The organism is Paenibacillus baekrokdamisoli, from assembly GCF_003945345.1.
GTDB lineage: Bacteria > Bacillota > Bacilli > Paenibacillales > Paenibacillaceae > Paenibacillus_Z > Paenibacillus_Z baekrokdamisoli.
The window spans coordinates 1,336,824-1,350,367 of record NZ_AP019308.1; the positions used below are offsets into that span (position 1 = coordinate 1,336,824).

Annotated in this window: 16 protein-coding genes; 12 read left to right on the forward strand and 4 right to left on the reverse strand. The window is 42.7% G+C overall.

Annotation, left to right across the window (positions count from 1 at the left end; translation table 11 throughout):
• Positions 1-3: 3 nt before the first annotated feature.
• From EKN16_RS05775 to EKN16_RS05795, 5 genes are all read left to right on the forward strand, one after another.
• Positions 4-2,616 carry a hypothetical protein gene (locus EKN16_RS05775; protein WP_125654478.1) on the forward strand — a complete coding sequence of 871 codons (2,613 nt, stop codon included), beginning with the start codon at positions 4-6 and terminating at the stop codon, positions 2,614-2,616.
• Positions 2,617-2,678: 62 nt separating this feature from the next.
• Positions 2,679-3,155: a phage holin family protein gene (locus EKN16_RS05780; RefSeq protein ID WP_125654480.1), complete on the forward strand. Its 477-nt coding sequence runs from the start codon at positions 2,679-2,681 to the stop codon at positions 3,153-3,155.
• Positions 3,156-4,076 carry a GH25 family lysozyme gene (locus tag EKN16_RS05785; RefSeq protein ID WP_125654482.1) on the forward strand — a complete coding sequence of 307 codons (921 nt, stop codon included), beginning with the start codon at positions 3,156-3,158 and terminating at the stop codon, positions 4,074-4,076. It abuts the gene before it with no gap.
• A gap of 177 nt (positions 4,077-4,253) precedes the next feature.
• Complete coding sequence (locus tag EKN16_RS05790; protein WP_375782072.1) at positions 4,254-4,670, forward strand: DUF6941 family protein; 417 nt, start codon at positions 4,254-4,256, stop codon at positions 4,668-4,670.
• Positions 4,667-5,698 (forward strand): hypothetical protein, encoded by a 1,032-nt coding sequence (locus tag EKN16_RS05795; protein ID WP_125654486.1) that lies wholly within the window; start codon positions 4,667-4,669, stop codon positions 5,696-5,698. The genes EKN16_RS05790 and EKN16_RS05795 overlap by 4 nt, the downstream gene beginning before the upstream one ends.
• Before the next feature lie 167 nt (positions 5,699-5,865).
• On the opposite strand, the gene EKN16_RS32865 is transcribed toward EKN16_RS05795, so the two are convergent.
• Together EKN16_RS32865 and EKN16_RS05805 are read right to left on the reverse strand one after the other, a co-directional pair.
• The gene (locus EKN16_RS32865; protein WP_125654489.1) at positions 5,866-6,069 is read right to left on the reverse strand and encodes a hypothetical protein; all 204 of its coding nucleotides are present in this window, start codon (positions 6,067-6,069) and stop codon (positions 5,866-5,868) included.
• A gap of 43 nt (positions 6,070-6,112) precedes the next feature.
• On the reverse strand, positions 6,113-6,406 hold the full coding sequence (locus EKN16_RS05805) for a hypothetical protein (RefSeq protein WP_125654491.1): 294 nt from the start codon (positions 6,404-6,406) through the stop codon (positions 6,113-6,115).
• 193 nt (positions 6,407-6,599) lie between these two features.
• Here EKN16_RS05805 and EKN16_RS05815 point away from each other — a divergent pair, with 193 nt between their 5' ends.
• Complete coding sequence (locus EKN16_RS05815) at positions 6,600-6,842, forward strand: LexA family protein (protein WP_125654493.1); 243 nt, start codon at positions 6,600-6,602, stop codon at positions 6,840-6,842.
• 373 nt (positions 6,843-7,215) lie between these two features.
• Here the strand turns inward: EKN16_RS05815 and EKN16_RS05820 are convergent, their stop codons facing one another.
• Together EKN16_RS05820 and EKN16_RS05825 are read right to left on the reverse strand one after the other, a co-directional pair.
• A complete protein-coding gene (locus EKN16_RS05820; RefSeq protein ID WP_125654495.1) occupies positions 7,216-7,677 on the reverse strand; it encodes an ImmA/IrrE family metallo-endopeptidase in 462 nt (153 codons plus the stop codon).
• Positions 7,678-7,695: 18 nt separating this feature from the next.
• On the reverse strand, positions 7,696-8,196 hold the full coding sequence (locus EKN16_RS05825) for a helix-turn-helix domain-containing protein (RefSeq protein ID WP_232016244.1): 501 nt from the start codon (positions 8,194-8,196) through the stop codon (positions 7,696-7,698).
• Between the two features lie 228 nt (positions 8,197-8,424).
• Between EKN16_RS05825 and EKN16_RS05830 the strand changes: the two genes are divergently transcribed.
• The 6 genes from EKN16_RS05830 to EKN16_RS05855 all read left to right on the forward strand — a co-directional run bounded on the left by EKN16_RS05830 (position 8,425) and on the right by EKN16_RS05855 (position 13,543).
• The gene (locus tag EKN16_RS05830) at positions 8,425-8,628 is read left to right on the forward strand and encodes a hypothetical protein (protein ID WP_125654497.1); all 204 of its coding nucleotides are present in this window, start codon (positions 8,425-8,427) and stop codon (positions 8,626-8,628) included.
• A 12-nt stretch (positions 8,629-8,640) separates the two neighbouring features.
• On the forward strand, positions 8,641-8,952 hold the full coding sequence (locus EKN16_RS05835) for a hypothetical protein (RefSeq protein ID WP_125654499.1): 312 nt from the start codon (positions 8,641-8,643) through the stop codon (positions 8,950-8,952).
• A gap of 100 nt (positions 8,953-9,052) precedes the next feature.
• Positions 9,053-11,494: a virulence-associated E family protein gene (locus tag EKN16_RS05840; RefSeq protein ID WP_125654501.1), complete on the forward strand. Its 2,442-nt coding sequence runs from the start codon at positions 9,053-9,055 to the stop codon at positions 11,492-11,494.
• A 259-nt stretch (positions 11,495-11,753) separates the two neighbouring features.
• Positions 11,754-12,425 (forward strand): RNA polymerase subunit sigma-24, encoded by a 672-nt coding sequence (locus EKN16_RS05845; RefSeq protein WP_125654503.1) that lies wholly within the window; start codon positions 11,754-11,756, stop codon positions 12,423-12,425.
• A gap of 501 nt (positions 12,426-12,926) precedes the next feature.
• Positions 12,927-13,343, forward strand: a complete 417-nt coding sequence (locus tag EKN16_RS05850; RefSeq protein ID WP_125654505.1) for a phage tail terminator family protein — start codon at positions 12,927-12,929, stop codon at positions 13,341-13,343.
• Positions 13,340-13,543: a hypothetical protein gene (locus EKN16_RS05855; protein WP_125654507.1), complete on the forward strand. Its 204-nt coding sequence runs from the start codon at positions 13,340-13,342 to the stop codon at positions 13,541-13,543. Before EKN16_RS05850 ends, EKN16_RS05855 begins: the two co-directional genes overlap by 4 nt.
• Position 13,544: the final 1 nt, after the last annotated feature.

Sequence of the window (13,544 nt, forward strand, 5' to 3'; positions counted from 1 at the left end):
GGGATGGCGAACTTTGGAATTAAGGCCCTCGTTACCGACAAATCCAGAACAGAAATCCATGCAGGCAAGATCGTTCTTGACGCACCGGCAGGCCGACATGGGTTTCTAAAATCCAAAGGTGATAACTTTGTATTTGAAGACGGAACTCCTTTTCGGATGTGGGGAACGAATCTAGTCTTTAACGGCAATTTGCAGAGTCATGCGGGTTCAGAACAGATGGCTGATAACTTCGCTAAAATCGGATACAACTGCATACGTCTGCATGGATTGGATGCCGCAGCAGCATCGTCATTTGGTGGCGTGCTGGCTAACACTTCAAGCATGATGTTATTTGATACAGCCGCTATGGATAAGCTGGATTATCTTATTTATCAACTTAAGATCCGTGGTATCTATACAAAGCTATGTACCCACAATTTCAATGCCTTTAAAATGTCAGACGTGACAGATCAAGCCAACATGATTAAAAACGGCAAGGTACTGCCGTACTTTGATCCCTTGCTAGAAAATCATTACCGGGAGCTTGTACAAGCGCTGCTGACACACGTTAACCCCTACACGGGACTTGCCTACAAAGACGAGCCATCCATTGCTATTGTGGAGCTCGCCAATGAGGACGGTACGCTTGATGGATATTTGGGCGGTAGTTTTAATGGTACTTACACCGGAAAGCTTGTACAAGGCATATGGGGACCTATGATCAACCAATCATGGCATCAGTGGTTGACGAAAAAGTATGCATCGAATGCAGGTATTGCCGCTGCTTGGAATGCTCGCGCAGCTGGCACGAATATGATTGTTAACCCAAGCTATTCGAACAATTTCTCCGGATGGGCGGCATTTGCCCCTAATAGTGGAGCTACAGCAAATCGCACGCTTGATGGGGCCAAGAATGCGGCGAAGATTTCAATCACGGCACAACCAGCTACACCACAGCCCTATCATATCTTGTTTGCTCAAGTCGGTACGCTGGATCTTAAGGCAGGAGAGCGCTATGAAGTGTCTTTTGACATTGAGGGGAGTGTTGCTGGGAACATCTCATGTGAACTGGTTTACAACACGGCGATAAACGGGAAGTATGGTAATTTCCTTGACTCTGTGGGAACGAATTTCTTTAACAATGTCCCTGTGACGACAACCAAGACAACCAGGAGTGTAGTGTTTAACTGCAAAGAAACGGTTGTCGGAGGAAATATCAAATTTGATTTCGCTCTAGGAAAGTTCGGAATCGGAGATGTATGGATCTCAAACGTGGTCTTTCGCAAGGCGGCGCTTAAAGCGTTGGATGCTGGTGAGGATATAAACTCACTTAACATTGCACGACCTTATTTGTTTGCTCCATTTGATGACTATACGATAGAGCGTCAAGCCGATACAGTCCGGTTCTATTATGAGCTGGAGTATGATTTTGGAGTCCGGATGATGAGCTTTGCAAGAGGCCTAGGGGTGAGGCAATTATTAACCGTCAATAACTGGTCAACAGGTGGCAATGCCAGCACTTGCGCGCAGTCGGCTGCAGACGTGATGGATGCACATATCTATTGGGATCACCCATCAAGCAGCAACATTACCAACTTTACGATGCATAACAAATCACCAGTCGGTGACGCTGCAATATCCATGCCGCATTTGTTGGTATATAACGCGGTTAAGGATAAGCCGTTTATACTGTCCGAGGTAGATAATACATTCCCAGCCAAGTATGAGTATGAGTTCTTCCCAATGCTCGTGCCGTATGCCGCGCTGCATAATGTATCTGGCATATTTAAGTTTGCCTACACTCATTATGATTTAGATACGCTAGCTCAGCAGTATCCGTACAACTTTTTTAACACGAGCAACAATCCATTGATGAAAATCATGAGCATCGTCTACTCCATTGCATTTATAAAAGGGTACATCAGCCAGGCGAATACGGAAGTCGCTCTTGATTATACGCCCGACTACACGATACAAAATCTCAGAAGGTTCTCAGCGAATAAAGACTTTAATCTTTATCCGGCAGGTGGCTCTGATTTCCCTATAGCCTTGCCAGCAACGCACAAGATCCGAAAGAGGTTCAATAAAGGGGTGGTAACAGATCCCTCAACAGTCCTTCCAGATGAATTGCCTGCTCTTGCTATTCAAACGGCTTATACGAGCGACACGGGTGAGATCACATGGGACAGAACGGCATCGACTACAGCTTATATCAAAGTGGATGCTGCTAAGTTTCAGTCATTGACAGGCCGGATAGCGGGCAGATCCCTTGCAACAAGCAACATGTCAATTAATGTGGATGTTGATTCTGCGGTATCACTGCTGTCAATGGATGATAGTCCACTTCAGACCTCTAAGAAGATGCTACTCACGTTATTGACTGAGCAGAAGAACACAGGGCAAGTGAAAAACGACTCGACCGGAAATATGACCAATTGGGGAGCGTATCCGGTGATGTTTAACAAGGTCAGCGGAGTAATTACGATCACGCTTGCTGACGCCTCCAAATATGCGGTCTATGTTCTGGATGTTGAGGGCAAGCGATCAACAAAAGCAAAAACAACTAAGACGGCAACGACGATCACTATTGATACGTCCTTGTATTACACACCTTGGTTTCTAATTGTTCAAAATTAAAGATGATTGCTCGATGGGCTCCGCTTTTGCGGAGTCTATTTATATTTGATAGGGGGATGGATATGAATCATTTTAAGGAAATGGGCTTTAACATATTAACGGCATCGGTAGGAACAAATGGAAAAGAAGCAGCTTGGGGCGGAATTGTTGCATCACTGGGTGTTATTATTACCGATTGGCTCGGCGGATGGGACCAGGCACTTCGAGTGGTCCTTGTTCTAATGTTAGCTGATTATCTAACGGGTGTTCTTGGAGCTATTAAAAATAAAAAAGTGAACAGTGACATCATGTTCTGGGGTGGTATTCGAAAGATAACAGTCCTCTTTGTAATTGGTTTAGCCTCCATGCTCGACGAGTGGATTCAACCAGGAGCTCCAATCTTCCGAACAGCGGCTATCTATTTCTATGGTGGTCGCGAGGGGCTATCCGTTGTTGAAAACTTAGGGTCGATTGGTGTACCTCTTCCAAAGATGATAAGGGAGTTTTTAGTTCAATTGAGTGAGAAAGACGAAACAACCAAAGAGAAGGATGTGGTATAAATGCAAACTAAAAGTCAGGGTAATGTGAAAGTAATCGACGTATCTCATCATCAAGGTTCTATCGCTTGGCCCAAGGTTAAGGCTGACGGTGTTGCAGGTGCGTTTATTAAGGCTACGGAAGGGAAAACGGGTATTGATTCCAAGTTCTCTTCAAACGCGACAGGAGCCGTTCTCGCGGGTCTGAAAGTGGGATATTACCACTATGCTCGTCCGGAGAATAACACAGCCGAGGAAGAAGCAGCTAACTTTGCCAAGACGGTCAAAGGCTTCACGGCAGACTTTCCTCATGTGCTTGACGTAGAAGGGGAAGCGCAGCTTCTAGGAGTCGCTAAACTGACTGCTTGGTGTGCAACATGGTTGAGGGAAGTCGAACGCCTTACAGGGCATTCAGTGATGATTTATACCGGTGCAAGCTTTGCCAGATCATACTTAGGTAAGGACTTAAATAAGTGGCCACTTTGGATTGCTCATTACGGAGCTGCTAAGCCAATGGATAACAGCACCTGGGGTGTATGGTCCGTGTTTCAGTATGCAGACAACGGCAAGGTAAATGGAATCACCGGCAGCGTAGATATGAACGTGATGGAAAAGGCGTTCTATGATAAATGTACGGTTAAGCTTCCAATTCCTGAGCCAACACTTACCGATAGTATTAAAGTCATTGTTAATGATAAGTTGGTTGCATATGGACGCGCAATTGAAGGTCATGTCTATTTACCGATCCGTAAGCTAGGCGAGGCGCTAGGGTATTCAGTAGAATGGAACGCGAGGGACGCAAAGCCGTACATTGATGGCAAGGCCATTCAAGCGTTTCAACTGATTGAAGGTGTGACATACATCGGAGTTCGGGCTGCAGCTGAGTTGCTTGGTGGCGAGGTATCTTGGAACGGAGGAGTAAAAAAAGTGTTTTTCTACAAATAGATTATATGCGGGAAGATTCTTTGAATTTAGTTTTGTGAACTAATCTCTGAACCATACGATATGGTATTGCATTTCCGAGGAAAATGAGAGATTATTACATTACGTGATTTAGACGTAGTGGCGCGGGCTACCAAGCCCGTGTCTTTTTATGACAAGGAGGAAGTTAAGTTGCCGAGAATGTTTAATTTTATTTATAGTGAAAGTGTTCAAACTGAGATTACACCCACGGGTCAAAAACCTATTATAATCGGGCCAATGATGAATTTTAAACCTGCTTTCATTCCTGGTAACTTCTCATTTGCGGTTACTTTTTCAATCAGCGGAGTTACTTTTAATCAGGATCACAAAATACAATATTTATTTTTTGCTCCGGGTGAGAATCAACCTCTAATTGATTCAGGCGAAATTTTAGTTAATGTTCAAATCTCATCGGACCAAGAACGTCTTCCTGAGTATGCCAGAGGTATACAAATTAACATGGATTTCCGTAATATCATCTTTAGAAAGGAAGGAGACTATGAATCCGAAATCATGTTTAACGGAGATAGTCTAGGTAGATTCCCAATTCCTGTATACGGAATTGAAGTAATATGAGGCACACAATAGAATTTGTTGGTGAGAATTCTATAAAAATTGTGTTTTCAACATTTGAAACAGAGGACGTTTTTTGTGAATCTGTAGATTCACAGTTAGAAAGAGAGATGACCTCAACATCCACAGTAATAAAATCTTTGTTCGTAGTCGGTGCGTTGATGAGCTCCTTGTTTTCCGCAGGAACTGGTGTTCAAGCTAAGCCGGTAAATCAGAATGGAGTTTCATCGTTTATTGTACCAACCGGTACTAATCCATCTGAGGGAAGATTTTATTCAATTGGAAATAGGAATAGTGTGAATGGAGATTTACGGAGACGAGTTTTGTCTACCGGTGCTGTACAGAATAACACATCTCAATTAAGATCAAGTGAACCTCATACTTTCTTTGAAAATTCTTCTTTTACATATTCATCAATTGAAAAAATGGTTAAGGATCCTACGAGCACTTTAAATCTTTCTGAACAGGTATCTATCCATATTCAGTCCGCATATGTTAGTCTTAAGAAACCCGAATTGAATAATCTAAAGTCAAAAGGTGGCTTTCTTATGTCGGATAGAGCTCCAACATATTTTCAACTATACGCAGAAGAGCTAGCAACATCATTAAAAAACCAACCACTTAAGTTGACATTAAGTGCAATTGGTACTGCTGTTTTAACTTGGTTAGGAGTTCCCTTTGTATCCCTAATAACAGGATTGCTGGTGATTGCAGTATTAGATTTAATACTAGGGCTTATTCCGGGGAATTCGAAACCAGGTACTGAGAGTGACCAAAAAATTCAAGCGAAATTTATATCCTTTACAACGAACTTTCTGGCACTTCTTGCTTTTACTAAAGGCGGAGAATACTTGAAGGAATTTACAGACGGGAATTTCTACGGATTCATTTCTAATAACCTTCACTATTTTGCTGCCGTCTGGATTTTTTCAATCTATTCTTGGAGACTGGTCGGTTATGTTGCTCGTGCAAATAAAACTAAAATTCCAAAGGCAATTAAAAAATTATTTGATAATGATGTAGCCAGTTAGAAACCTTCATATATTCTTATGAAGGTTTTTTTATTATTAACCTTCACATTTAAAGACGCGACCGCGGTTGAATTAGCTTATTTCGCACACGCTTCACGTTTCACTTTCGAAAATAAGACCCCACTGACAAATTCCCAAGCGCTTGGGAATATCAGTGGGGTCTTATTTTATTTGAACAACTTCCCAATAACTTTGAATATGTCAAACGAAGTCCGGTTGTAAACCTTGTTATAGGCTGCCTTCTTGGGGTTTCTTAGGAAACCATATCCGCGAGGCATCTTGAGTCCTAGCCGGTGAACGAGTTGGCGCTTAACACTGGTTCGAGCAGCAATTCGTTTTCTGAGACTTGGAGTGCGAAACCCGAATTTCATAGTTTTAAATTTCCTCTCAAATTTAGATTCCCTTGAATCTATCTTAATTGATCATACCCATTTGACGAAGTCGGTCTTCAATAGTTTTCAATTTTTCTTCTCTCTTTTTTATAACTATTAATTCCTCGTCTTTTCTATATTCCTCAATCACGCTATTCACATAAGTTAATTTCTTCATTTTCGCTTCCGGTAGTTGTTCATTTGTTGGCTTGGGTTTGGAATACGCTTTAATGATTTCAGGATTCTCAGATCCCTTTTTTAGCAGTTTAAAAAGAAGGGTTTGGCTATGCTTACCTATTAGCCTAATTCTATCGATATTATTCCATGAAGTATTCAATACATCCCCAATGCTTGTGTATCCATACCTCATCGTAAAGGGAAACTGACACAGCGTCGTATAGCAGTAAGACAAGTTACAGGTGGGCGCGTTAAAGCGTTTTGCCAGGAAGCAAAGGCGCTGCGGTTATTTTCTATTGAGAATATATTAGCGGTATTACCGATTAAACAATATGCGTAAAGGCGGATGAGCAATGAAGTTGACAGAGAAAAATAAAGAAGTGGGAATAGCGATCCAGAAATTCATGTCCAAACATGGCCAAGCACCGACAGTGCGTGAGATAGGTAAAATGCTAAGAATTAACGTAGGTCCTGTCTATGTTCACCTGACTAGGCTTAAAGAGATGGACATTATTGAGTGGGATCCTGAGCAGTCCAGAACATTTAGGATACTGCAACCTGAACAATTAGTACTTGCGCCACCTATGGAATTCTAATTTTTCTATAAATGGTGAACTCTAACCCTGAACAGGTTAGAGCTTTTTCTTTTGCCCACAAAAGCGCCCACAAAACGCCCACAAACTTTTAAAAAGAAATGAAATGATATGAAAAGGCGATAATGAAAAGTCAGCATTTTAGGCATATATAATGAAGAAAAAAAAGCGTTTGAAAGCCACAAACTTAAACCGTACACAAGTTCACCAATGGGAACGTGATCAGTACTTGACGTTGTTCTAAACGAGGAATCCCATGACGCTTGAGCGTCATGGGATTCTTTTTTGAGTGGGATGAGGATGTCTCTTACTGATCGAGAACGTATGTTCTAAATAATCGCATGGAAAGCCTTCACGCTGCGGTGAAAGCGCAAGTTTAGAAGGATATGAATGATTGCTCGTCCCACCAAAAACCTTTTCTTGCAGGAGGGGTTTTAAGGTGGGCAACTTCTAGCGGAACGCCGCAAATCGCTGATGCTGAATCGAGTGTGTGCTCGAGTAATAATTCATCAGGTATCAGCAATTCGGCTGCAAATTGATTAGCCTCGCGCTCGATGCGATCAACACTTACAAGCGTATGCTGTCGAAGGAAAGGTGTATTTACTTTTGGATGCAGCATGGCGTGTCCAAGCTCATGCGCGCATGTGAATCGCTGTTTTGCATCGTCGAGTCCGTCATTTACATGGATGAAACGACTACGTTTATATGAATTGTAATAGCCATAGATATCCGCTAGGTATTCGTTAATAACAATGATGTTTAGTCTGGATGCAAGGTCAAAGGGATCACTTGTACCGTATTTACGAACAAGCTTTCTGACCGTCTGTTTAATACGCATCCGATACCCCCACGATGTTTATTTTTTATATTTGTTTGGCGTGTACTTTTGTTTTGCAAACTGCTTTGCTAGTTTCATGGAGCTCTCTAGAGAAATACGGAGGGCTTCTTTTGTTTCTTCATTGATTGGCTCACCATGAAAGGCGAGCGCTTCGTTTGAGTCGAGATCAGACATAATACGCTCCAAATCAAGTGCGATATCCCGTTCTTCTTTTTTGGATAAAGCGTTTTGTAAATTGTTATCCATATCATCCAAAATACTTTCATCTGTATTTCCATCAGTATCGTGGTCATTATTTAAAAGTAAGTGATCTGAATGATGGGGCAGACCAAGTAGGATCTCTAATGTTACATCAAATATCTTTGCAAGCTGCAATGCTTTATCGGCACTTAGATTTTTCTTTCCTCGCTCGATATCGTAATAGTACTGTGGAGAGATCCCTAGTTTTGTAGCAACTTCCACTCCGCTCATCTTCCTCATTTTTCTTGTACCTCTAATACGATAGGCTTGCGAATCCAATTTGAACAACTCCTAACGATTAATGTTGATGATAATATATCATCTAATGGCTTAAAAAACAATAATCAATTCACGCCATTCAAGAGCGATTTTAAGCTATAAAGCGCATTTCGGTTAAACTATTAGATTAATGCTTGTTAATGCTTCTATTTTAATCAAATTGATTAAATATGACATTTGTTATAGTTAAACTAATAGATTAATATTTTAACAGGAGGTGACAGTTCAATGAGCTTCTCAAAAATGGTCCAAGGAGCTTTGGCTAACAGAGTAATGATCCCTTCAGAAGTGGCCAGACATAAAGGTTATTCACCACAATATATCCAGTATCTAATTAAAATTGCTCGCACTTCCACTCAAGTCAGTTGGGGCAGCATACTCGTTCATTTATTCGTTCATTTATTCGTTCAGTTTCATCTCACATTTAAATAGGAGGTTTCATCAATGTCTGTTCAAATTCAAATTAACGGAGAAAACGCTGCAGAAGCAGCCAAAGAGCTAATCATCCTTGCTTCTTATTTCACAGGTAGTTTGGCTCCTAATTTTGCTCCTTCATCTGGAGAAGCTGCTTTTAAGGATGATCGGATTCCAACGGTTGAGGAACTTCGGGCGAAAGCTACTGAGATTGTTAAGGCTGGTCATCAAGCTGAGGTTAAGTCACTAATGAATGGTTTTACTGTTAGCGCGATTCCAGAAGATCAAAGAGCTGGTTTCCTAGCTGCGCTTGAGAACTTGGGTGGCTGTCCACGGGGATGAATGCAGTCTGAATGTTGGTACTCAAAACTGATGTTTGAACAACCATTCGATGAACATTTGCTGCAAGTTGAAGTGCACCACGAAAGGAGGAGTGGGCCGCATGCATGAGATCGATCTAGCCATTTCCTTTGGTCAAAACCGCAGTGAAACGAACTGGAAAAATGAATATCTCAGCTGGAGTGAATTGGTCGATCGACTGCGGGTCGTGCGGCGTACTGCAGAGACGATGGCCGAATACGACGAGCTTTCGGTCGCTGATAAAGGTAAAGTCAAGGACGGCCCCGCTTTTGTTGGCGGTCTTGTCCAGGACGGTCGCCGGAAGAAAGAGAATGTCGACTCTCGCAGCCTAATTACATTAGATGCCGACCATGCAGACGAAAATTTCTTGTTTATGGTGGATCTGGTTCTCGGGGGAAACGCACATATCATCTATACCACTCATAGTCATCGAAATGACAAGCCGAAATATCGAATTGTAGCGCCTTCCAATCGGGAGATGTCACCGGACGAATACGCAGCTGCTTCCAGGAAGCTTGCTGCTAATATTGGTATGGATTATATCGACAAGACTACGTTTGATATTCATCGGCTGATGTACCTGCCAAGTTGTTCAGCTGACGCTAAGCCACAATTCATAGAGGTAGAGGGTGATCCGGTCAATATTGAGACTGTCTTAGGAGAATATGAGGATTGGAGAGATCGATCGCAATGGGCACAGCATTCAGGAGAAAAGGTGCAATGGTTTACTGCTGAGAAAATCAACGGGCTGAGTGCAAAGTACGGCGTTAACGGCTCGAAGATGACTGATCCAGTGGAAGAGTACGGCGTTAACGGCTCGAAGATGGCCGATCCAAGAGCAAAGCACGGTGTAATCGGCGCTTTTTGCCGGCAGTACAGCATAAGCGAAGCAATCGCAACCTTTCTATTTGACGAGTATGAGCCGACGACCTACAAGGATAGATACACATTTACGGGTTCTTCTTCTTTTGACGGGCTTGTCGTATACGACAATGATACATTCGCTTATAGCCATCATGAGTCTGACCCAATAAGTGGGATCGGGGTGAATGCATTTGATCTCGTGCGACTGCACAAGTTTAAAGATCTCGATGACAACATTCCAGACAGCATGAATATGACAGAGCTGCCGTCTTACTTGGCCATGATTGATTTTGGAAGGCGAGATCCAGCGGTAATGCGGGAAATGGCTGAGGGAGAAATCAGCGATGACATCATGAATAAGGATTTTGATTGGATGGACAAGCTGCTGCGAAACAAGAAAGATCTCAATATCGTTCTACCCAATGCCTCTAATATAGAGCTGATTTTAACAAATGGTGCGTTTGACGGTGTGCTTGCTTACGATGCATTCAAGAATTCAGAGGTTATTCGTGGATCACTGCCATGGCGGCAGCGTGAGCGGGCTCAGTTGGAATATGAACCATGGCTAGGAGCGGATGATCGTCGTTTGCAGCATTATTTTGCCAAGACCTATAATATTAAGTCTTCGGAAACGATTAAAAATGCACTTACTGAAGTCATCCATCATAACAGCTTTCATCCAGTTAAAGCTTATCTGGAGGAACAGCGATGGGATGGCTGTGCACGATTGGAGATGATTTTTATAGAATACTTAGGTGCAGAAGATACGCCATACGTTAGAGCGGTAACACGAAAGATGTTCGTCGCTGCAATAAAGCGTATCTATGAGCCGGGTTGTAAATTTGACAATATGCTTGTCCTCGTTGGGCCGCAGGGTGCAGGTAAGAGCAGCTTGCTCGCCAAGATGGGAAGGCAATGGTTCTCAGATTCTCTCAAGACATTTGATAGTAAGGAGGCGGGAGAACATCTACAAGGGGCATGGATTATTGAGGTTGGGGAGTTAGCTGCGATGAAGAAAGCCGAGGTAGAGGAGATCAAACAGTTTCTGTCTAAGCAGAGTGATCGTTACCGTGTAGCCTATGATCGTATGGTAACAGACTTCCCGCGTAAGTGTGTGTTCTTTGGGACTACCAATAATAGCAGCTTCCTTCAAGATACAACGGGTAATCGAAGGTTCTGGCCTGTCGTCGTTGATCCGAATAAACGCTGTAAGAATCATTTTAATGAACTCACAGATGAAGGAGTTAGCAAGTTATGGGCCGAGGCATTGCAGCTTTATTTGAGCGGAGAACCGTTAGAGCTAGATGCAGGTGTATATGCAGATGCTCAAAAGGTGCAGGAGAGGCATATGGACAGCGATCCTAGAGAGGGCTTGATCATGGAGTACCTGGAGACGGATCTTCCAGAGAAATGGGATGAGATGGACGAATATGAGCGGCGGGAGTATTTGAAAACACCAACGGGTGTAATCAAAAGAAGCCGAGTCTGTGCTGCGGAGATATGGGTAGAGTGTTTGGGTTCACCACTTAAACTGTTAAAGCCTTGGGAAGCCAAATCGATTTGTGATATTATCCGAAGAATCCCTAGCTGGAGAGAACGTAACCCGGATAAGACACGATTTAAAATATATGGGCAGCAGAAAACTTTTGAGAGGGTGTAACTGTGAATGCGATAAACGATTACAGTTACGGTTACACCTTGAAGGCCAGTATGGTAGGCTGTTCAACTCATCCGTGTCCTGTGTAACTGTTTCTATTATAAATAAAGAAAAAGAACTACTTTACATAGAGTCTACACACAAGCAGCTAATTAATCCCATTAGAGGTCATTATTCTGAACCGCACATGTAACAGATACACAGTTACACATGATCTTGCGAGTCCGTAGAGCTAATCCCACAATAGAAAGGTGAAAATTATATGAATCCTGCTAAACATGAAGCACGTGTAGAAACGAAAGAGGGCCAAGAGATGAACGAACAAGATGTCATTCATCAGCTAACCAGCTACAAACGGATCATTGCGCGAATAAAGCTTCTCGAGAATTATTCCATTGGCAATGGGATAACTGTGAGTCGATTAAATCAAGACGATCACCTCCAAGAGCTTCACCGCAAACTTAAAGGAATGCCTTCCTATATGTATCTGAGTAAGCGAGAACAGCGTTTGGAGACTACGGCTCATGCCTATTTGACGCAATACCCGGCCGGAGTCAAAGCTCAACTGGCAGCTATTCCTCACCATGCCGATGATCAAGAAGATGAGAAGCTGTTACGTGAATTAAGACAGAAGGTTGAGAAGGTTGTAGAAGCTAGAACAGGAGATAAAGATAACTTCAATGCTGTTATTGAACGGATCAGTGAGCTGCAGGATTTAGAGCGAAAAAGGGAATATTATGAATATGCATTTGAGGTGCTGGACGGGTATAAATCGGGCTATGGTAGAATGCTTCAGAAAGAATATGGGGAGGGAGCGAAGCCAGCAGATATTATTCAAGAGTTCGGGTATACATTAACAACCTATTATCGTCATCGGCGTGCTGCGTTAGCTGAATACTGCCTGCTCACTAGAGGACTTGGGATCGATAAGTGATAAATAAATGATAAAAAGACGGTAATAAATTGATAGCAAAAAGGTTAACAAATCCCTGTTTTTATGTGCTATTATGTTAGTATAGCAATAATAAATAAGAGCCGAAAACGCTTAGTAAAGCCGTCCATTGTTGGGCGGCTTTTTGTATGTGCTTTGGGGATTTTCAACGTTTGCATAAGAGCTAAAGAGTTTTAATAAAACATCGTTCGAGCACTCTCAACTTAAGAGAGTGCTTTTTTTTGCGGGCCGCGGCTGAGACTGCCGGGGCCCTTATTAACTCTTTTGACGGAGCATGACGGCTAACTTAGGCGCAGTTATTGCCATGAAGAGGAAGGGAGAGTGTGCGAGCATGAAACTGCATGTAGGGCAGTAAACACTAACCACATGGAAGTATAGGGTGGTGATGAGCATTGGCAAGCACAGTAGATATCAGGAGAGAGCTGCCAGCAATAATGAATCGCAGGCTGCAGCAATTTCTTGACCAGTACATGAGGTGACAAAATGGAAGAGATACGCAGTGCAATCGTGAATAAGCTGTCACTTTCGTTTCCGGATTATCCGGTTTTCGACGAACAAGTGACAGAGGGGTCTCAGGTACCGTACTTTATGGTTGTTGAGACTAGCAATGGACAGAAAAAGGCTGGTAATCGACGTGTGATTCGTTCATCGACCTTTAATGTTCATTTCTTCCCAGGGCTATTAAATCCGAGATCTGAGTGTCGGATCATGAACGAATGGTGTTACGAGCATCTATCTAACATCAGTTTTGAGGGGAACACGTATCAGGGGCGCGATCTTCATGCCGAGATTGTTGATAAGGTGCTGCATTTCTTCATTAACTTTGACGTGCACCTGCTGCTCCCGAGAGAGCCCGTTGTTATTATGGAAAACATTGTACAGGAGGAACATATCAAATGAGCAAAAAGACAAAAGGTGAACAGACGCCTTTATCATTAGAAACGAATGCTGACCTATTCACGAAGGAACAGGTGGTTGGCTCCAAAAGTTATGAGGCTCAGCGGGATGTTTTGACAGCTCTGCTGGATAATAACAAGCTTTATACCCATGATCAAATTACGGAAATGCTGCATGCATTTTTAAATAAGGAGGCGAAGTAAG